18 protein-coding genes and 1 tRNA gene are annotated in these 20,393 nt (G+C 63.1%); 7 read left to right on the forward strand and 12 right to left on the reverse strand.

Going from position 1 to position 20,393, the window contains the following annotated elements:
• Nucleotides 1–52: 52 nt before the first annotated feature.
• Nucleotides 53–922 (forward strand): TraB/GumN family protein, encoded by an 870-nt coding sequence (locus AC3RCG_RS01825; RefSeq protein ID WP_492402450.1) that lies wholly within the window; start codon nt 53–55, stop codon nt 920–922.
• A 143-nt stretch (nt 923–1,065) separates the two neighbouring features.
• Here the strand turns inward: AC3RCG_RS01825 and AC3RCG_RS01830 are convergent.
• Both AC3RCG_RS01830 and argB read right to left on the reverse strand, forming a co-directional pair.
• A tRNA-Thr gene (locus tag AC3RCG_RS01830) sits at nt 1,066–1,140 on the reverse strand.
• 39 nt (nt 1,141–1,179) lie between these two features.
• A complete protein-coding gene (gene argB, locus AC3RCG_RS01835; RefSeq protein ID WP_010393729.1) occupies nt 1,180–2,073 on the reverse strand; it encodes an acetylglutamate kinase in 894 nt (297 codons plus the stop codon).
• A gap of 231 nt (nt 2,074–2,304) precedes the next feature.
• On the opposite strand from argB, the gene AC3RCG_RS01840 reads away from it, so the two are divergent.
• The 3 genes from AC3RCG_RS01840 to AC3RCG_RS01850 all read left to right on the forward strand — a co-directional run bounded on the left by AC3RCG_RS01840 (nt 2,305) and on the right by AC3RCG_RS01850 (nt 6,840).
• The gene (locus tag AC3RCG_RS01840) at nt 2,305–2,502 is read left to right on the forward strand and encodes a cysteine-rich CWC family protein (RefSeq protein ID WP_070289374.1); all 198 of its coding nucleotides are present in this window, start codon (nt 2,305–2,307) and stop codon (nt 2,500–2,502) included.
• Nucleotides 2,503–2,600: 98 nt separating this feature from the next.
• Nucleotides 2,601–5,657 (forward strand): response regulator, encoded by a 3,057-nt coding sequence (locus AC3RCG_RS01845; protein WP_492402449.1) that lies wholly within the window; start codon nt 2,601–2,603, stop codon nt 5,655–5,657.
• 31 nt (nt 5,658–5,688) lie between these two features.
• Nucleotides 5,689–6,840 carry a response regulator gene (locus tag AC3RCG_RS01850; protein WP_070218963.1) on the forward strand — a complete coding sequence of 384 codons (1,152 nt, stop codon included), beginning with the start codon at nt 5,689–5,691 and terminating at the stop codon, nt 6,838–6,840.
• Here the strand turns inward: AC3RCG_RS01850 and AC3RCG_RS01855 are convergent.
• Together AC3RCG_RS01855 and AC3RCG_RS01860 are read right to left on the reverse strand one after the other, a co-directional pair.
• Nucleotides 6,833–8,110 (reverse strand): extracellular catalytic domain type 1 short-chain-length polyhydroxyalkanoate depolymerase, encoded by a 1,278-nt coding sequence (locus tag AC3RCG_RS01855; RefSeq protein ID WP_492402448.1) that lies wholly within the window; start codon nt 8,108–8,110, stop codon nt 6,833–6,835. The two genes, AC3RCG_RS01850 and AC3RCG_RS01855, sit on opposite strands and share 8 nt — an antisense overlap.
• Before the next feature lie 54 nt (nt 8,111–8,164).
• Entirely contained in the window at nt 8,165–8,578 is a 414-nt protein-coding gene (locus AC3RCG_RS01860; RefSeq protein WP_034783786.1) for a CopG family transcriptional regulator, read from the reverse strand.
• A gap of 280 nt (nt 8,579–8,858) precedes the next feature.
• On the opposite strand from AC3RCG_RS01860, the gene AC3RCG_RS01865 reads away from it, so the two are divergent.
• From AC3RCG_RS01865 to AC3RCG_RS01875, 3 genes are all read left to right on the forward strand, one after another.
• Nucleotides 8,859–9,083: a DUF1289 domain-containing protein gene (locus AC3RCG_RS01865; RefSeq protein ID WP_268993882.1), complete on the forward strand. Its 225-nt coding sequence runs from the start codon at nt 8,859–8,861 to the stop codon at nt 9,081–9,083.
• A gap of 7 nt (nt 9,084–9,090) precedes the next feature.
• On the forward strand, nt 9,091–10,014 hold the full coding sequence (locus AC3RCG_RS01870; RefSeq protein ID WP_492402446.1) for an MBL fold metallo-hydrolase: 924 nt from the start codon (nt 9,091–9,093) through the stop codon (nt 10,012–10,014).
• 100 nt (nt 10,015–10,114) lie between these two features.
• Nucleotides 10,115–11,068, forward strand: coding sequence for an NAD(P)H-dependent flavin oxidoreductase (locus AC3RCG_RS01875; RefSeq protein ID WP_070218965.1), 954 nt, complete (start codon nt 10,115–10,117; stop codon nt 11,066–11,068).
• A 105-nt stretch (nt 11,069–11,173) separates the two neighbouring features.
• On the opposite strand, the gene AC3RCG_RS01880 is transcribed toward AC3RCG_RS01875, so the two are convergent.
• From AC3RCG_RS01880 to AC3RCG_RS01915, 8 genes are all read right to left on the reverse strand, one after another.
• Complete coding sequence (locus AC3RCG_RS01880) at nt 11,174–11,755, reverse strand: hypoxanthine-guanine phosphoribosyltransferase (protein ID WP_070218966.1); 582 nt, start codon at nt 11,753–11,755, stop codon at nt 11,174–11,176.
• Between the two features lie 63 nt (nt 11,756–11,818).
• The gene (locus tag AC3RCG_RS01885; protein WP_492402556.1) at nt 11,819–13,075 is read right to left on the reverse strand and encodes a phenylacetate--CoA ligase family protein; all 1,257 of its coding nucleotides are present in this window, start codon (nt 13,073–13,075) and stop codon (nt 11,819–11,821) included.
• 90 nt (nt 13,076–13,165) lie between these two features.
• A complete protein-coding gene (locus AC3RCG_RS01890; protein ID WP_492402445.1) occupies nt 13,166–14,002 on the reverse strand; it encodes an ABC transporter ATP-binding protein in 837 nt (278 codons plus the stop codon).
• Between the two features lie 135 nt (nt 14,003–14,137).
• On the reverse strand, nt 14,138–15,457 hold the full coding sequence (locus AC3RCG_RS01895; protein WP_070218969.1) for an ABC transporter substrate-binding protein: 1,320 nt from the start codon (nt 15,455–15,457) through the stop codon (nt 14,138–14,140).
• Between the two features lie 58 nt (nt 15,458–15,515).
• On the reverse strand, nt 15,516–16,574 hold the full coding sequence (locus AC3RCG_RS01900) for a branched-chain amino acid ABC transporter permease (protein ID WP_034752817.1): 1,059 nt from the start codon (nt 16,572–16,574) through the stop codon (nt 15,516–15,518).
• 78 nt (nt 16,575–16,652) lie between these two features.
• Entirely contained in the window at nt 16,653–17,549 is an 897-nt protein-coding gene (locus AC3RCG_RS01905) for a branched-chain amino acid ABC transporter permease (RefSeq protein WP_175444778.1), read from the reverse strand.
• Nucleotides 17,550–17,574: 25 nt separating this feature from the next.
• Nucleotides 17,575–18,390, reverse strand: a complete 816-nt coding sequence (locus AC3RCG_RS01910; RefSeq protein WP_029496076.1) for an ABC transporter ATP-binding protein — start codon at nt 18,388–18,390, stop codon at nt 17,575–17,577.
• A gap of 14 nt (nt 18,391–18,404) precedes the next feature.
• On the reverse strand, nt 18,405–20,336 hold the full coding sequence (locus tag AC3RCG_RS01915) for an AMP-binding protein (protein ID WP_492402444.1): 1,932 nt from the start codon (nt 20,334–20,336) through the stop codon (nt 18,405–18,407).
• Between the last annotated feature and the right edge of the window lie 57 nt (nt 20,337–20,393).

A 20,393-nucleotide genomic window follows, 5' to 3' on the forward strand; every position in this document is an offset into this window, starting at 1 on the left:
AATCAGGAAAACCATGCGACGCCAGATTATAGTGATGTTTTGCGGATTATTCTTGCTGCCGTTGCAGGCGGCCTTCGCCGAAGCGCCGCCCGTGGCGCAAAACCGCGGCGCGCTGTTTAAGGTGCAGGACGTGGCCCACACCCTGTATCTGTTCGGCACCATCCATGTCGGCGCGCCCGATTTTTACCCGCTCGAGCCGACAGTAACGCAGGCGCTGCACCGGGCCGGGGCGCTGGCGCTGGAGATCGACCCCGGCGCCGATCCGCGCAAGGCTGTGAGCGCCGTGCTGAAATACGGCATGGAGGCGCCGGGCAGCAAAGTGCCGGCCGACTGCCGCCAGACCCTGGCCCCGCGCCTGGCGCCGCTGTTGCAAAAATACGGCATTCCGGCCGAATCGGTGGCGCCGATGAAGCCATGGATGCTCGCCAGCGTGCTGGCCATCGGCGAATTTTCCACCCTCGGTTACCGCTCCGACCTGGCCGTCGACAATTATCTGTCGCAGCAGGCCAAGGCGCGCAAGATCCCCGTGGTGGAACTCGAATCGATGGAAGGCCAGATGGCGCTGTTTGGCGCCATGTCGCCGTTTGAGCAGTGCCGCTTCCTGGAAGACGGCGTGGCGTCGATCGAGGATCAGGAACAAAGCCAGGAAGCGCGCGAGATCGCCGATGCGTGGCGCAACGCCGACGCGGCCGCCTTCGACAAGCTGGCGGCAAAGGCAGCGACGGACCCCTCGTTCGCCGCGCAGTTCGTGCAAAAGGTGTTGCTGGACGGCCGCAACCCGGCCCTCGCCGACGGCATCGCCAAACTCCTGGCGCGTGAAAAGCACAGCCTGGCCGCCATCGGCGTGCTGCACCTGGTCGGAGCAAAAAGCGTGCCGGATTTATTGCGTCAGAAGGGCTTGAAGGTCGAGCGGGTGTATTGAAACGCGGAGGCGATGCGGGCGACGGATAGCAGAGCAGATGGAAAAATGTTCAGGGCAAGGCGGGCTGACGAAGACAGTACGAATGTACGGCGAGGAAGGACAACGCCGCCATGGGCATTTTTACAGCTGCGGGGAAAGGATACTGGTGCCCTTGACGTGGATCGAACACGTGGCCTCTCCCTTACCAAGGGAGTGCTCTACCACTGAGCTACAAGGGCATAAAAAATCGGCGCTGGGTGAATTGCGCCGAATTATTTTTAGTGCGAACGGATCATAGTACCAAAAGCCTGCTCGGTCAACACTTCCAGCAATAATGAGTGTTCGATGCGGCCGTCGATGATGTGCACCGTGTTCACGCCGGACTTGGCGGCGTCGAGCGCGGACGAGATCTTCGGCAGCATGCCGCCCGAGATCGTGCCATCGGCGAACATCTCGTCGATTTCACGCGCGGACAGGTCGGTCACCAGGTTACCCTGCTTGTCCTGGACGCCGGCGATGTTGGTCATCATGATCAGCTTTTCCGCTTTCAGGATTTCCGCGATCTTGCCCGCCACCACATCGGCGTTGATGTTGTAGGCCTGGCCATCCTGGCCGAAACCGATCGGCGAGATGATGGGAATGAAGGCGTCGTCCTGCAGCGCCTTGACGACGGCCGGGTTGATCGCGTCGATCTCGCCCACAAAGCCGATGTCGAGGAATTCGCCCGGATGTTCGCGGTCCGGCATCTGCATCTTGCGCGCGCGGATCAAGCCGCCATCCTTGCCCGTCAGGCCGACAGCCTGGCCGCCGTAATGGTTGATCAGCATGACGATATCCTGCTGCACTTCGCCGCCCAGCACCCACTCCACCACTTCCATGGTTTCTTCATCGGTGATGCGCATGCCTTGCACGAAGGTGCCCTGCTTGCCGATTTTTTTCAGCGCGTTGTCGATCTGCGGTCCGCCGCCGTGCACCACGACCGGGTTCATGCCGACCAGCTTGAGCAGGATGACGTCGCGCGCGAAGCCGTGCTTCAGGCGTTCGTCCGTCATGGCATTGCCACCGTATTTGATGACGATGGTCTTGCCGTGGAAATTGCGGATGTAAGGGAGGGCCTCGGCCAGAATCTGCGCCTTGATTTGCGGCGACACCGCCGTCAAGTCGTCATTCATGTCCAGGTTCAAGTTAGCTAGTTGATTCATGGCGAGTCCGGAAAATAGATTTGTGCGATTTTACAGGGAAGAAGAAAATCCTGGAGGCATTATAGGGCGATCTTGTTGTATTTTCCCTGATGATCCTATAGTCTGGCCCGATATGTTCCCCAGCCAGCCCTTTTACTGCCCGTTACATCTGCGTCGCGTCCCGGCGCAGCATGACACACACTTGCCAATTCAAACACAGCCATGAGCCAGTGCAGCCTGTGCGGCGCCACCTTCCAATGCGGCCAGACCGACCCGCAGGCCAGCGGACCGTGCTGGTGCACGGCCCTGCCGCCCGCCATGCCCGTGCCCGGCAGCGCCGCCGTGGGCTGCTGGTGCCCCGCCTGCCTGCAAGCCCATATCGCCACCCTGGCACCTCCTGTCAAGCCTAACGTCGGCTAAATAAGTGCTTCGGCATGCAATTGCTTTGCAATAAACCTTGCATTTCGTAGGGGAATACGTTCAGACTTCGATTTTCAAGAATTTCTTATAGGAAAGTTATGCGCTTCAGGGATATCAGTATCGGCGTGCGCATCAATGCCGGTTATGCCATGTTGATCGTGCTAATGCTGGTCGTCATCGTCCTTTCCGGCAGCCGCATCTACGCCATCCGCGCCGAGACCGACGATATCCTGCAGCGCGACTGGGTCGCCGCCAAGGCCACCAGCAAGATCCACGGGCTGGCGCGCGAGGCGGCCACGCGCATCGGCAATCTGCCGAACCAGCACGAGCGGGCGCTGCGCCAGGCGAACCAGGCGCGCCTGGAAGCGATCAAGCAAGGCATCGATGAGCAGGTGCGCATTCTCGACGGTCTCGATGCGCGGCCCGAGGAACGGCGCCTGCTGGAACAGATGCACCTGGCGCGCGCCGAGTACTACGGCTCGCTCAAGACGATGTTCGAACTGGTCGAGCGCGGCGAGGATGCCCGCGCCGAGCAGGCCATACAGACGCAGACCTTGCCGATGCTGGAAAAAGTGCTGCTGTACGTGGGCCAGCTCGACGATTTGCAGCAACAGCTGATCCGCGACAGCGCGGCCAGGATACGCAACGACATCGACACTTCGCTGCTGCTGATGGGCGGCATCGGCCTGGCGGCCCTGCTGACGGGCCTGGCCTTTGCCTGGTCGGCGCGCTCGATCACGCGTCCGCTGGGCGAGGCGGTGGCGATCGCCACGCGCGTGGCCAATGGCGACTTCAGTTCCGTCATCGAGGTGACGTCGCGCGACGAGACGGGCGAATTGCTGCAGGCGCTCAAGAACATGAGCACCAGCCTGGCCGTCGAGCAGGACCTGCGTCACGCCGTCGAAGTGGCCGAGGATGCGACCAAGATGAAGTCGGACTTCCTGGCCAATATGTCGCACGAGATCCGCACGCCGATGAACGGCATCATCGGCATGACCCATCTGGCGCTGCAGACGGAGCTCACGTCGACCCAGCGCAACTACCTGGAGAAGGTGGAATCGGCTTCGAAGAACCTGCTGGCCATCATCGACGACATCCTCGATTTCTCGAAGATCGAGGCGGGCAAGATGGCCTTTGAAAAAGTCGATTTCTTCCTCGAGGACGTGCTGGCGCAGATCGCCGACCTGTCCGTGATGCGCGCGCAGGACAAGGGGCTTGAACTGCTGTTCGACATCGCCCCCGACGTGCCGAACGCCTTGCAGGGCGACCCGCTGCGCCTGGGCCAGGTGCTGATCAACCTGACCAACAACGCGATCAAGTTTACGGACAAGGGCGAGATCGTCGTCACCATCCGCCTGCAGCAGCTGGAAGAGCATGCGGCCGTGCTGCGCGTCGACGTGCGCGATACGGGCATCGGCCTGACGCCGCCCCAGCGCAGCAAATTGTTCCAGGCCTTTACCCAGGCCGACACCTCCACCACGCGCCACCATGGCGGCACCGGCCTGGGGCTGACCATCAGCAAACGCCTGGTGGAAATGATGGAAGGCGAAATCGACCTGGTCAGCGAAGCGGGCGTGGGCAGCACCTTTTTCTTCACGGCCCGCTTCGGCCTGGCCGCCGTGCCGCGCGATAATCTGCCGCAGTTGCAACATCAACAGCAGTTCCAGGGCCTGCGCGTGCTGGTGGTCGATGACAACCCCAGCGCGCGTGAAATCTTCGTCAGCATGCTGGCGGCGCTGGGCTTCGAGGCGCGTGCCGTGTCTGGCGGCGTGCTGGCCATCGGTGCCGTGGCGCAGGCGCGCGCCGAGGGGCGTCCGTACGGACTGGTGCTGATGGACTGGAAAATGCCGGGCATGAACGGCCTCGATACCCTGGCCGGCATCCGTGCCGATGCCGCCGGCATCGATGCGACGCCGGCCTGCATCATGGTCACGGCCTTCCATCGCGAAGCGCTGCTGGAGGCGGCGCGTCAGCGCGATTTGCCGCTCGACGGGATATTAAACAAGCCGGTCAGCGCCTCGACCCTGCTCGACCAGATATCGTTCGTGTTTGGCGGCGTGACGGGACAGAGCCGCAAGACGCAGCGCCAGAGCAGCTACCGCGACGACGAGCGCGCCCTGCGCGGCGCCTGGCTGCTGCTGGTCGAGGATAATGAAGTGAACCAGGAAGTGGCGCAGCATATTCTCAACGACGCCGGCATCCGCGTCGACATCGCGGGCAATGGCGCCATCGCGCTGGCGAAGATCGAGGAAAACGCCTATGACGGCGTGCTGATGGATTGCCAGATGCCGGTGATGGATGGCTACCAGGCGACGCGCAAGCTGCGCCAGGACCCCCGTTATTCGAATTTGCCCGTGATCGCCATGACGGCCAATGCCATGGTCGGCGACAAGGAAAAATGCCTGGACGCCGGCATGAACGATTTCATCGCCAAGCCGATCGACGTGGCGCAGCTGTTCGGCACCCTGGCGCGCTGGATCGCGCCGGCCGCGCCGCAGGCAATGACGTCGGTAGCGGCGCAGCCGGAAGCGGAGCTGCCCGTGATCGCCGGCCTGAAAATGACGGACGCCATGCGCCGCGTGGGCGGCAATGCCGCTTTGATGCGAAAATTGCTGGACCGTTTTGTGGAAACCCAGTTCGACGCCATGCAGCGCATCGTTGCCGCCATCGAGAACAACCAGCTCGAGACGGCGATCCGCGAAGCGCATACCCTGAAGGGCCTGGCCGGCAATATCGGCGCCGGCGGCCTGGCCGACAGCGCCGCGCGGGTCGAGCACTTGCTCAGCCTGGGTTCGCACGACGGTTTGCCGCAGGCGCTGGCCGCCTGCACCCTGGCGCTCGACGAACTGGTGCCGAAGATCGTGCTGGCCATGCAGTCGCGCGGCAATACGGCCGAAGCGGGCGGCGCGGCGGTGGCGCACGTGGCGCCGGTGGACCGGGCATACCTGGAAGCAGGCTTGCGCGAGCTGTCGCAACTGCTGCAGCAGGACGATGCGCAGGCCGTCAAGCACCTTGACGGCATCGGTCCCGTGCTGGTCGCGGCGGGGCAGGCGGAACATGCGCGCCAGTTGAAGCGCATGCTGGGACAATACGATTTCGAAGGTGCGCTGGCGCAGCTGGGCGAAGTGGCCGATGCGCTGGAGCTGACACTGTGAGAAGGATAACTATGCAGAACGAAGGACGGGTATGAGAGCGCCGGCAAGCAAGCCAACCATCCTGGTGGTCGACGACACGCCAGACAATATCGATCTGCTGCGCGCGGTGCTGGAAGACGATTACCGCACCAAGATCGCCGTCAATGGCGAGCGCGCCCTGAAGATTGCCGCCGGCAGCGACCAGCCCGACCTGATCCTGCTCGACATCATGATGCCGGGCATGAGCGGTTACGATGTATGCCGCGCGCTGAAGGCCGATGCCGCCACGGCAGGCATCCCCGTGATTTTCGTGACCGCCATGAGCGAAGTGGCCGACGAGCAGCTGGGCCTGGCCCTGGGCGCCGTCGATTACATCACCAAGCCGATTTCGGCACCCATCGTGCTGGCGCGCATCAAGACGCAGCTGGCGATGAAGCAGATGCAGGATTTCCTGCGCGACCAGAACCAGTACCTGGAAACGGAAGTGGAGCGCCGCGTGCAGGAAGTGGCGGCGCTGCAGGACGTCACCATCCACGCCATGGCCTCGCTGGCCGAGACGCGCGACAGCGAGACGGGCAACCATATCCGCCGCACCTCGCACTACCTGAAGGCGCTGGCCGAGAAGGTGCGCAACTTGCCGCGTTTCCGCGATTTTTTGACGGACAAGAATATCGAACTGCTGTTCAAGACGGCGCCGCTGCACGACATCGGCAAGGTGGGCATCCCCGACCATATCCTGCTCAAGCCGGGACGTTTCGAGCCGCATGAAATGGCCATCATGAAGACGCACACCACCTTGGGACGCGACGCCATCCTGGCGGCCGAGCACGAACTGGGCATCGAAGTCGATTTCCTCAAGTATGCGAAAGAGATCGCCTACAGCCACCATGAAAAATGGGACGGCAGCGGCTACCCGCAAGGCCTGGCGGGCGAAGCCATCCCGATTTCGGCGCGCCTGATGGCGCTGGCCGACGTGTATGACGCCCTGATCAGCCGGCGCATCTACAAGCAGGGCATGGACCACGCGCAGGCCGTGCAGATCATCGTCGAGGGACGCGGTTCGCACTTCGACGCCGAGATCGTCGACGCCTTCCTGCAGATCCAGGACCAGTTCATCGCCATCTCCAACCGTTATGCCGACGGCGTATGCGAGATCGCCGACAAGCAGCGGCAGATCGCGCCCTACACCGAAAACATCAGCTGACGGTCTTGAAGAAGCGCAGCATTTCCCGGCTGGCGTCCGGCCCTTTGCCGTCCGTATAACTGCCGTTATCGCTGCCGCCGGACCACGCGTGGCCGGCGCCGTGGATGACCCAGTGTTCGCCCAGCGGCGAGCCGTCGGCCTGGCTGTGCGTGGTGCGCGTGTAGCGGTGGCCGTTCGGCACGCTGCCGTCGACGGATGCGGCCTTGGCCGCCTTGCCGCCCGCCTGGCTGCGCACGCCCTGCGCGATCAGTTCATCGCCATTGCGCGGGTTGACGGTGGTGTCGCGGTCGCCGTGGAAAACGATGATGGGCACGCCGCCGGCCGGCGCCTTGCGCTGGGCATTGGGCATGGCGCCGCCCTTCATGGCTGCCAGCGCCGACGGCAAGTCCTGCGCCGAGGCGAAGGGCAGGCCGGAATGCACGCCGACGGCGGCAAACAGGTCGGGGTACAGGGTACCGACGATGACGGCCATGGCGCCGCCCGCCGACAGGCCGGCGACGAACACTTCACGCTCGTTGACCGGGTAGTCGTCGATGACTTGCTGGGCGATGCCGGCGATCAGCGACGGTTCGCCCTGGTCGCGCTGCTGGTCGATGGCGTTGAACCAGTTCCAGCAGCGCGAACTGTTGGCACCCTGCGTCTGCGCCGGGTAGACGACAAAACACTCCTTTTCTTCGGCCAGCGCATTCATCTGCGTGCCGGCGGCGAAATCGTCGGGATTTTGCGTGCAGCCGTGCAGCATGACGATCAGCGGCATGGCCTGGCCGTGGTAGCTGCTGGGGATATACAGCTTGTACGAACGCGTACCCGCATGGTTGCGGTACACGCCATCGATGAACTGCGCGCCGGCGGGGATTTCCACCGGCGTGGCGGCCGGCGCGTTGAAGCCGGGCGGGTGGAAATTCGGCAGTTCGAAACTGGGCATGTCGAAGCTGTGCTGGCCCAGGCCGGCCGGCACGCCCAGGCGCGCCATGAAATCCTGTGCGAAGTCCTGCGCCGCCTGCGCGGGCGTGGGCGGCACCGATGCCGCTTCCGGTGCGGCGTCAGCTTGCGGCTGCCCGGCCCGGGCCTGTGCCGGTGGCGGCGCAGGTGGCGGATTGATGTCACGCATCGGCTGCGGTGGCGGCGCTTGCGTGGCGGCCGCTTGCGGCGCCAGGCCGGCCGCAGACAGCGCCTGCTGGATCGCTTCGGTGGCGGCGGCAGGGCCGCTGCCCATCAGATTACGGGTCGCGGCGCGCATCTGCGCCAGCATGTTGAGAGGTAGTTTCATGACCATCCTTAACGGTGCCGCGCATCGGCCGGGTCATCGCCGCGAACCAATGCGCTAGTGAATTCGCCCTGCGAGCGCCGTCTTGACGACGGTGCTGGCGTGCAGGGCACCTAATACGAAAATCGACTCGATGGTGGCCAGTGCCAGTTCCACCGAGACGTCGCTGGCGATGCTGGCCAGTCCCAGCACCTGTATCTGCAGGCGCTGGCCGGCTGCCTGGATCGCTTCCAGGTCGGCGCGCGAGTAATGCTGCATGCCCAATACCAGGCTTTTACGGGCCACGGTTTGTTTCACCACGTCGGCGTGGATACCCAGCTGGTTGCGTATGGCCGTACGGATCAGATCCGTGCGGTTGGAATAAAATCCCTCCTGGACCAGCAGATCGATCTGCCCCAGGTCAATCAAGCCGAGGTTGATCGTGATTTTCTCGGATTCCCCAATTTTGGGCTTGCTGTCTTGCTTGGCCATATCTCTCCATAAACTCCACGTGGCATCCATTTGCCATCTGTATGGATGGTAGTATAGTTCTGAAATGACTCAAGTCAAGCAGGATCTGGGCTGATCGTGTTGTAGGACGGGCACCCGCAGAGTGAGAATGTGTGCAAAATATATTTCCGGAACAGCGGTTGTTGAGCATTGTTTCCCTGGAAAATATATTCACGGAAACATTGCAGGGCGATGCCATCGCCTCGCCGGCGCCGTTTCGCGGCATAATGAAAGTCTTCACGTTTACCGATGCCGCTCCATGATGGTCGCTCCCCCACCTCCGCCAGCCGTTCCGCTCCCGTCGCCGGTGCCGTCGCCCTGCGTCAGCCTGTGCAAGATGAACCGCAACAGCGGCTTGTGCGAAGGCTGCCTGCGCACGCTCGACGAAATCATCGCCTGGAGCAAGGCCGACGACGACTTCAAGCGCGCCGTGTGGGCCGAATTGCCGGGCCGCGAATCTTTGCTCGATTTCGAGCCCGACTACTGAGGAAGCCATGCCGCGATCGCCAGCGCTGTTCCCCGATGCCATGCAGGTGTTCGAACGCGGCTGGCTGTCGTCGAACAACATCCTGTTCCAGGGGAAGGATGACACGGCCCTGATCGACAGCGGCTATGTCACGCATGCGCCGCAAACCCTGGCCCTGCTGCGCCACAGCCTGGCCGGCCGGCCGCTGGACCGCCTGTTCAACACCCACCTGCACTCCGACCATTGCGGCGGCAACGCGCTGCTGCAAGCCGAATACGGCTGCCATACGGCCATTCCCGTGGCGGAAGCGGACAAGGTGCGCGCATGGGATGTCGATGCCCTCAGCTTCCAGGCCACGGGCCAGCAATGCCCGCGCTTCCGCTTTGACGCCACCGTCTCGCCCGGCGACACCTTGATTTTGGCCGGCATGGCCTGGCAGGCGCTGGGCGCGCCGGGCCACGACCCGCACTCGCTGATTTTTTACTGCGCCGGCGAGGGCATCCTGATTTCCGCCGACGCCCTGTGGGAAAACGGCTTTGGCGTGATCTTTCCCGAACTCGATGGCGGCTCCGGCTTTCCTGAAGCGCGCGCCACGCTGGACCTGATCGCCAGCCTGGACGTGCGCGTCGTCATTCCCGGGCATGGCCGGCCATTCACGGAGGCCGCCGGCGCCCTGCAGCGTGCGTATTCGCGCCTCGATTACCTGGCGTCCGACCCCGTGCGCAATGCGCAGAATGCGGTCAAAGTGCTGCTGAAATTTTTGCTGCTCGAGCGCCAGCGCATCGCCCTGACCGGGATACCGGCCCTGTTGCGCGGCATGCCCGTCTTCGAAGAGGCCAACCGGCGCTTCCTGCGCCAGGAGGCAGCCGCGCTGGCCGAGTGGGCCGTGTCGCAACTATGCAGGGCGGCAGCGGCGCGGGTCGAGGGTGAGTACTTGCTCAACGAAGGTTGAACCGGCCTTGCGATAAATTCAGCACGATCGTACTTTTTCTGCACTATAATCAACGTTCAGTGTGTCTTTCACGTCCGATCAACTTTCCAGCGAGTCCGCCATGGCATTGCCTGTTGCGTTGCAAAACCTCTCCTTACCCGTTATCGCCTCGCCGATGTTCATCGCCAGCGGCCCGGCCCTCGTCGCGGCGCAGTGCAAGGCCGGCATCGTCGGTTCCTTCCCTGCCCTGAACGCGCGTCCCGCCGAATTGCTCGACACGTGGCTGACCGACCTGCAGGCCGAGCTGGCCGCCTTCCAGGCCGCCCATCCCGATAAAAAAGTCGGGCCGATCGCCGTCAACCAGATCGTGCACCAGTCGAACGACCGCCTCGCGCATGACGTGGAAGTGTGCGTGAAACACCAGGTCCCCATCATCATTTCCTCGCTGCGCGCGCCGCCCAAGGAAATGCTCGACGCCATCCACAGCTATGGCGGCATCGTGCTGCATGACGTGATTTCGATCCGCCACGCGAAAAAGGCGCTGGAAGCGGGCGTCGATGGCTTGATCCTGGTCGCCAGCGGAGCCGGCGGCCACGCGGGCACCCTGTCGCCGTTCGCGCTGGTAGGCGAAGTGCGCAAATTCTTCGACGGTCCGCTGGCGCTGTCGGGCTCCATCGCCACGGGCGACGCCGTGCTGGCCGCGCAAGCGATGGGCGCCGACTTTGCCTACATCGGCTCCCGCTGGCTGGCGACCAAGGAATCGAACGTCAGCGACGGCTACCGCGAGGCCATCGTGGAGTCTGCCGCGGCCGACATCGTCTACACGAACCTGTTTACGGGCGTGCACGGCAATTACCTGAAAAAATCGATCGAAGCGGCCGGACTCGATCCGGAAGCCTTGCCCGAAGCGGACAAGAGCGCGATGAATTTCGGCTCCGGCAGCGCCAAGGCCTGGCGCGACATCTGGGGCGCGGGCCAGGGCGTGGGCTTGATGGATGACGTGCCGAGCGTGGCAGAGATGGTGGCGCGCCTGAAGGCCGAATACGATGCGGCGCGCGCGCGGTTGAAGCTGTAACGCTGGTGGGTTTGTCGGATTACGCGCGGTGCGCTAATCCGACCTACGCCACCGGGCACTGGTAGGTCGGATTAGGCCAAAGGCCGTAATCCGACAACACCACAATCACTCCTGTTTCAAATCCTCGGGCTTGATAGCCCACAAACCTGGCAAGTTGCGCCAGTAGCCGTACGCATCCATGCCGAAGCCGACGACGAAGCGGTTCGGTATCACCAGGCCGACGATGTCGGCTTGTACGGGCTTTTTCTTGCCGATGGCCTTGTCGGCGAACACGGCCAGGATGACTTCGGAGGCGCCCATGTCCAGCAAGCGCTGCTTGACGTGCGCCAGGGTTTCGCCTTCGTCGAGAATATCGTCGAGCACGATGACGGTGCGGCCCGCCACGTTCGAGCGGGGGATGACTTTCCACACCACTTCGCCACCCTTGTCGTCGTCGCCGTAGCGGCTCACATGGATGTAGTCGAATTCGAGCGGGAAGCTCAGTTGCGGCAGCAGGCTGCCCGTAAACACGACGGCGCCGCCCATCACGCCCAGCACCAGCGGGAACTCTTTCGAATCCTCGGCGTTGAAGCGCGTGTTGAGCACATCGGCCATGCGCGTGATCGACGCCTGCACGGTATCTTGGTCGAACAGCAGTTCCGCGTTCTTGATCAGGTCACGGGCACGGTTGTGATGAAATTCTTGCATGGACTCTTGCATGGCGATGAAAGGGGCTGATGGTCAATGCCGGTATTATCCCGCAAATCGGCCTTATTTGTAATCGCGCATGTCGTCGATGATTTTCCCATCCTGGGCCAGACTGCCCACCGCCACCAGTACCACGTCGCCGCGCAACTTGGTCAGTTCGCGGATCGAACCGATGATGGCTTCCACGCCGCTGGCGTCATGCGGATCGTCGACTTCGCAATGCAAGGCCATCTCGTCGTTGGCCATGCGCCCCGACACCACCAGCCGCGCCTTCCTGATTTGCGGGTGGCGGCGCGCGATTTCATGCACCTGCGACGGATGCACGAACATGGCGCGCACCTTGGTGGTTTGATCGGCGCGCCCCATCCAGCCTTTGATGCGCGTATTCGTGCGCCCGCACGGCGACTGCGGCGCGTCCATCAGCACGGCCGACAGATCGCCGGTGGCAAAGCGGATCAGCGGGTAGTCGGCATTGAAGACGGTGACGACGACTTCGCCCACCTCGCCCGGCGCGACGGGAATGCCGCTGCCCGGATGGACGATCTCGAGCAGCACGTTCTCGTCGACGACCATGCCTGGATTGAGCTTGCCATGGCTGGCCGTTTCATAGGCGATGCTGCCGATATCGGCCGAGGCATAGGTCTGGAACACGTGCGGCACGCCGTTCTCGGCAAACCAGCTGCGCAAGGATTCGGGCAGCGCTTCCGCGCCCATCACGGCCTTGGTGACGCTGCTGATGTCGGCGCCCATTTCGCGCGCTTTTTCGATGATCAGTTTTAAGAATGAGGGCGTGCCGATATACGTGTCCGGCTTCAGGTCGGCCATCGCCTGCACCTGCATTTCCGTCTGGCCGATGCCGGCCGGGATGACGGTGCAGCCGATGCGCGCGGCACCCCCTTCGACCATGAAGGCGGCCGGCGTGAAGTGATACGAAAAACAGTTCTGCAGCAGGCCGCCGGCGCGCACGCCGGCCGCATACATGGGGCGCGCAAAGCGCCACCAGTCGGGGCCGCGGCCTTCCGGATCGAAGATGGGACCGGGCGAGACGAACACGCGCGACAGGGCGTTTTTCGGTGTCGTGTTCAAGCCGCCGAACGGCAGCTGCGCGTGCTGCAATTGCTTGAGGTCGGACTTGCGCGTCACGGGCAGCTGCGCCAGCGCGGCGCGGCTGGTGATGCCGGCCGCATCAACGCCGTCGAGGATGCGGGCCCAGCCCGGCGCCTGTTGCGCGCGCGCGATCAGCTGCGGCAGGCCGGCCATCAATTCGCGTTCGCGCGCTTCGGGGGCGCGTGCTTCCAGACTGTCGAGCGTATCGGTCATGTCAGTCATTCTCCAATTGTCATTGCATGTTGATTCGCACGCCTAGCCATCAGGACCGCCGGGCGCGTTGCAGCCAAGGTTTTTGATGGATCACGCCAGCCAGCGCTTGCGGCGGCGGTAGAACTTCATGTCGCGGAAGCTCTTGCGCCCGGCGCTGGACACGCCCAGGTAAAACTCTTTGACGTCTTCGTTGCTGGCCAGTTCCTGCGCTTGCCCTTCCATCACGACGCGGCCGTTTTCCAGGATGTAGCCGAAGTCCGCGTAGCGCAGCGCCACGTTGGTGTTCTGCTCGGCCAGCAGGAAAGACACGTTTTCCTTGTGATTCAAATCCTTGACGATGCCGAAGATCTCTTCGACGATCTGCGGCGCGATGCCCATCGAGGGCTCGTCCAGTAAGATCATCGACGGCTTGGCCATCAGCGCGCGGCCGATGGCGCACATCTGCTGTTCGCCGCCCGAGGTATAGCCGGCCTGGCTGCTGCGCCGCGTTTTCAGGCGCGGAAAGTAGTGGTAGACCTTGTCCAGCGCCTCTTTCAGCTCGCCGCGCGACAGGCTGCGCGTGTAGGCGCCCGTCAGCAGGTTTTCCTCGATGGTGAGGTGGCCGAAACAGTGGCGGCCCTCCATCACTTGCGACAGGCCCCGCTTGACCAGCTCATTCGGCGTCAACTGATCCACGCGCTCGCCCTTGAACTGGACTTCGCCCTTGGTGACGTCGCCGCGTTCGCCGCGCAGCAGGGTCGAGATGGTTTTCAGGGTGGTCGACTTGCCGGCGCCGTTGGCGCCCAGCAGCGCCACTATCTTGCCCTGCGGGACTTGCAGCGACACGCCCTTCAGGACCAGGATCACGTGGTCGTAGATGACTTCGATATTGTTGACCGACAGGTAGGGCGGCGCGGTGTCTGGTGTTTGCGTGGCAGTGGGTGTCATGGCTGCTTCGTTTTCATATGTGTTGGCGATGCTGTCGGATTACGCTACGCTAATCCGACCTACGTGAATGCGGTGTTGGTCGGCGTAGGTCGGGTTAGCGCGTAGCGCGTAACCCGACGCCACGTCGAGAGCCGCTTACTTCATGCACGCCGGCGTGATCTTTTTCTCTTCGGCGTACTTGCCGGACGATTCCTCGACCAGCTTGCGCACCAGGGCCTTGTCGCCGACGATCCATTTCGGCGTGATGGCGGTCCACTTCTTGCCGTCCCACTGCTGCACCTTCACGGCGCCCGAGCCTTCATGGTCGTCGCAGCTGGTTTTCACGGTGGGGAACATGCCCAGCGCACCGACGGCCTTCTGGCGCGCATCGTCGACGTTCAGGTTTTCCAGGCCCCAGCGCATCTGCTCGCCCGTGATCGGCTTGCCCTTGCCGAATTTTTCCTGCGCCGTGCGGATCGCTTCGACCCACAGGATGCCGGCCGTCACGCCGCGCATGTGGTAGACGGAGCCGATGCGCGACTGGTCGGACAGGTTGCCCTTGCCGGTGGCGTAGAGTTTCTTGCGGATGTCGTCGAGCACGGGGTAGTTGCCCGGCGTATTGAACGTCATCGCCGTGTAGCCCTTGGCCGCGTCGCCCGATGGAATCGTGTCTTCCTCGGAGCCGGCCCACCAGACGCCCAGCATTTTGTCGCGCGGGAAGCCGTTGCGCTGCGCCGTTTTGATGGCAACGGAGTTCATCACGCCCCAGCCCCACAGGATCACGTGGTCCGGCTTGGCCTGGCGGATTTGCAGCCATTGCGATTGCTGTTCGCTGCCGGGCGGCGCGACGGGAATCTTGATCAGTTCGAAGCCGTACTGTTTCGACAGCGCTTCGAGCACGGGCAGCGGCTCCTTGCCGAAGGCCGAATCGTGGTACAGGTGGACGATTTTTTTCCCTTTCAGCTTGTCCATGCCGCCATCCTTGTCGCCCAAATACTTGATCATGGCGGCGGCCTGGCTCCAGTAGCTGGAGATCAGCGGATACACATACGGGAAGACCTTGCCGTTGGCGGCGTCCGAGCGGCCGTAGCCGATCATCGTCATGGGAATCTTGTCCTGCGCCACGCGGTCGAGGATGCCGTAGGCGACGCCCGTGGACAGGGTTTCGACCAGGGTGGCGCCGCCCTGCTTGGTTTTCAGGCGTTCATAGCATTCGACGCCGCGCGACGGGTTGTATTCGGTTTCGCATTCTTCCCAGCTGATTTTCACGCCATTGACGCCGCCGGCCTGGTTGACCAGGTTGAAGTAATCGATGATGCCGCCGTAGAAACCGGAGCCGCCGGCCGCGTACGGACCCACGCGGTAGGAGGGCAGGGCGATGTACTGTTCCTTGTCCTGCGCCTGCGCGCTGCCGGCCATGGTGAGTGCGGCACTGGCGATGGCGGCGGCCAGCATGAGCGATTTGATGTGTTTCATTGTGTGTCTCCTCTTGTTTTATTTGGTATTCAAGTGAACCGACATCGACTGCAAAAACTTAATGGGGGAAGGGCCAGAGTCGCAACTTTTCCTTGGCGATCTGCCACAGCCTGGCCAGGCCGTGCGGCTCGACGATCAGGAAGAAGATGATCAGCGCGCCGAACACCATCAGTTCCAGGTTCGAGGCCACACTGGTCGGCAACGCCAGGCCATGCGCGATGGTGTTCAGGAAGACGGGCAGCAGCACGATGAAGGCCGCGCCCAGGAAGGAACCGAGGATAGAACCGACGCCGCCGATGATGATCATGAACAGGATGCGGAAGGACAGGTCCAGGTTGTACGCTTCCGGCTCCACCGTGCCCAGGTAGGCGTACGCATACAGGGCGCCGGCCACGCCGCAGTAGAAGGAGCTGACGGCAAACGCCAGCAGCTTGGTGCGCATCAATCTGAAACCGATCACCTCGGCCGCCATGTCCATGTCGCGCACGGCCATCCACGAGCGGCCCACGTTCGAGCGGATCATGTTCTTGGCCAGCAGCGCCATGCCGGCGACGATCGCCAGCACCAGCAGGTATTTGCTTTGCGGCGTGTCGAACTGGTAGCCGAGGATGGTCATCTTCTGCACCGTGATCACGCCCGAGGAACTGTAGTTGGTCAGGTACGGGATCTTGGTCAGGCACCAGACAACGAAGAACTGCGTCGCCAGGGTGGAGGCGGCCAGGTAAAAGCCGCGGATGCGCAGGGAGGGCAGGCCGAAGGCGATGCCCACCATGGCCGCGCACAGGCCGCCCAGGATGAACGACACCAGCAGCGGCAGGCCGGGCAGGCGCGCCATGAAGTTATACGAGGCAAACGCGCCCACGGCCATGAAGGCGGCCGTGCCCAGCGACAGCTGGCCCGCGTAACCGGTCAGGATGTTCAGGCCCAGCGCCGCCAGAGCGAAGATCAGGAACGGGATCAGGATCGCCGACAGCATGTACGGCGAGGCGAAATACGGCAGGAGGAAGACGGCGACGAGCAGTGTGGCCGTCAGCGCCAGGCGGTCTTGCCGGATAGGGAAAATCTGGTTGTCAGCCTGGTAGCTGGTCTTGAATTGTCCTGCTTCACGGTAAATCATGGCGTGTCCTTTGCTCACTGTTGGGGTGTTTGTCGGATTACGCCTTCGGCTAATCCGACCTACGATGCTCTTGGGGCCTTATATTCGACGGATGATCTTCTCGCCGAACAGGCCTTCCGGGCGCACGAGCAGGAACAGCAGGGCCAGCACATACGGGAACCAGCCTTCGATGCCGCCGCCCACCATGGGGCCGAGGTAGACTTCGGCCAGCTTTTCCGAGGCGCCGATGATCAGGCCGCCGACGATGGCGCCTGGCACCGAGGTAAAGCCGCCGAGGATCAGCACGGGCAGCGCTTTCAGGGCGATAAAGGTGAGGGCGAACTGCACCCCGTTGCGCGCGCCCCACAGCAAGCCGGCCACCATCGCCACCAGGCCCGCCACGCCCCACACCACTGCCCAGATGCGCTGCAGCGGGATACCCACGGCCAGCGCCGCCTGGTGGTCGTCGGCGACGGCGCGCAGGGCGCGGCCCACCTTGGTTTTCGAGAACAGCAGGGCCAGGCAAATCACCAGCAGCGCGCAGATGCCGGCCGCCACCACGTCGAACTGCGAAACGATGATGTTGAAATGGTCCATCAGGAAGGGCATCGGCACGTCTTCGATGGGCAGGTCCAGCTTGTGTACCTGCGAGCCCCACATCAGCTGCGCCAGGCCTTCGATGAAAAAAGTCAGGCCGATGGTGGCCATGAAGAGCGTGATTTCCGGCTGGTTGACGAGCGGCCGCAAGACCACCCTTTCAATCGCCATGCCCAGCACGATCATGGTGAGCATCGTCAGCGGGATGGCCAGCCACAAGGACAGGCCGAACTTGTCCATGATGCCGACGCAGGTGAGGGCGGCGAAGAACACCATCGCGCCCTGCGCGAAGTTGAACACGCCCGAGGCCTTGTAGATCAGAACGAAGCCGATCGCCACCAGCGCGTACATGACGCCCGACAGCAGGCCGCCGATCAGCACTTCAAAGAAAAAATTGATATTCATTGCTATTCCTTGTCTGGAGCTAGTGCGCGACACCCAAATACGCGTTGATGACATCCTGGTTGCTGCGCACCTCGTCGGGCGTGCCGTCGCCGATCTTCTTGCCGTAGTCGAGCACCACCACGCGGTCGGAGATATCCATCACCACGCCCATGTCGTGCTCGATCAGCACGATGGTCGTGCCCAGCTGGTCGTTGACGTCGAGGATGAAGCGGCACATGTCCTGCTTTTCTTCCACGTTCATGCCGGCCATCGGTTCATCGAGCAGCAAAATTTCCGGTTCGGCCACCAGCGCGCGGCCCAGCTCCACGCGCTTTTGCAAGCCGTAGGGCAGGCGCCCCACGGGCGTCTTGCGGATGGCCTGGATTTCCAGGAAGTCGATGATCTCCTCGGCCTTCTTGCGGTGCTCGATTTCCTCGCGCCGCGCCGGTCCCCAGTACAGGGCCTGCAGCAGGAAATTCGACTTCATTTTGAGGTTGCGCCCCGTCATGATGTTGTCCAGCACCGTCATGCCCTTGAACAGGGCGATGTTCTGGAAGGTGCGCGCGATGCCGGACTTGGCGGCCGCGTAGCAATCCATGCCGCGCCGATGCTCGCCGCGGTAGATGATCTCGCCCTGCTGCGGGCGGTACACGCCATTGATCACGTTGAGCATCGAGCTTTTGCCCGCGCCGTTCGGACCGATGATGGCGCGGATTTCATGCTGCTTCACGTCGAACGAGATGTCGGTCAGCGCTTTCACGCCGCCGAACGACAGCGAGATGTTCTTCAGGTCGAGGATCACGGGACCCGTCTTGCGGGCCGTGCCGAAATGGGCGTCGGGTTCGTTCATTTGCATCGTGCTGTGCTCCATCATGCGGCCAGGCCCTGGGGCCGGTACGTTTTGCTGTCCCAGATCTGCAGGTTGGCGCTGGTCGAACCAAGGCGGCCATCCTCGAATTTCACCTGGGTCTCGATGTATTGCGTTGCCTTGCCCTCGTACAGGGCGGAAATGAGCACCGCGTATTTTTCGGCGATGAATTTGCGGCGCACCTTGCGCGTGCGGGTCAGCTCGTCGTCATCCGGGTCGAGTTCCTTGTGCAGCACGAGGAAGCGGTGCACCTGCGTGCGGTCCATCAAGGGGTCGGCCGCCAGTTCCGCGTTGACCTGCTCGATGCAGTCGCGGATCAAGCCATAGGTTTCGGCGCGCGCCGCCAGGTCCGTGTAGCCGGAGTAGGCGATGCCGCGCCGTTCGGACCAGTTGCCCACCGCTTCGATGTCGATGTTGATGAAGGCGCACACCTGGTCGCGCGCATGGCCGAAGGCCACCACTTCCTTGATGAAGGGGAAGAACTTGAGCTTGTTCTCGATGTAGTTGGGGGCGAACATGGCGCCGCAATTCATCTTGCCCACGTCGGCCGCGCGGTCGATGATTTTCAAATGGCCTTCGCTGTCGAACACGCCCGCGTCGCCCGTGTGGAAGTAGCCGTCGTTGTCGATCACTTCGGCCGTGGCGTCGGGACGCTTGAAGTAGCCGCTCATGGTGGCGGGCGACTTGACCAGCACTTCGCCATTGGCCGCCAGCTTGACTTCCACGCCTGGCGCCGGCAGTCCGACGCTGTCGAACTTGATATTGCCGTCCGGTTGCAAACACACATAGGCGCAGGTTTCGGTGGAGCCGTACAGCTGCTTGAGGTTGACGCCGATCGAGCGGTAGAAGCGGAAGAGGTCGGGCCCGATCGCGGCGCCGGCCGTGTAGGCGACGCGCACGCGCGACAGTCCCAGCACGTTTTTCAGGGGGCCGTAGACGAGCAGCTCGCCCAGCTTGTAGCCGAGGCGGTCCGCCAGCGAGATTGGTTTACCGTCCAAAATCTGCGCGCCGCAGCGCTTGGCCACGTCCATGAAATGGCTGAACATGCGGCGCTTGATGCTGCTCGCGTCTTCCATGCGTATCATCACGCTGGTGAGCATGTTCTCGAACACGCGCGGCGGCGCAAAGTAGCAGGTGGGCCCGATTTCGCGCATGTCGATCATCACCGTGTCGCCCGACTCCGGGCAGTTGACGGTAAAGCCGGCCACCATGGCCTGCGCCAGCGAGAACAGGCAGTCGCCGACCCACGCCATGGGCAGGTAGGACAGGATGTCTTCCTCGTCGGTGAGCTGGTCGAAGGCGACGCCGCCTTCGCCGGCCGCCAGCAGCGCCGTATGGCTCTGGCACACGCCCTTCGGCTTGCCCGTGGTGCCCGAGGTGTACAGGATCACGGCCGAGTCGCTGCCTTGGACCGCTGCCACGGCGGCGTCGAAAAAGCCCGGGTGTTCGCGGTCATAGGCGCGGCCCAGCGTCTGCAGGGCGGCAAAGGACGTCAGCTCCGGCTGGCGGTAATGGCGCATGCCGCGTTCATCGTCATAGGCGATGTGGGCGACGTGCGGATACAGGGCCTTGAGTTCGAGCAGCTTGTCGACCTGCTCCTGGTCTTCGACGATGGCGTAGCGGATTTCCGCATCCTGCAGCACGTAGGCCATGTCGGCGGCCGGCGCGTCCTGGTAGAGTGGCACGGGCACGCCGCCCAGGCTTTGCGCGGCCAGCATGGCCCAGTACAGGCGGGGACGGTTGTCGCCGATGATGGCCAGATTCATGCCGCGCCGGAAGCCGATGGCGGCCAGGCCGCAGGCCAGCGCGCGCACTTCCTCGTTCACCTCGGACCAGGTCCAGGTTTGCCAGATGCCCAGGTGTTTTTCGCGAAATGCGGGCTTGTCGGATCGTACTGTCCCGTGTTGCAATAAGCGCCGCGGAAAAGTCGGCATTGCTGCTGTGGTATTCGTTTGCACCAGTGTCTCCCTGTTGCTTGTCTCAGGCCCCAC

The organism is Janthinobacterium sp. GW823-FHT01H08, from assembly GCF_058797855.1.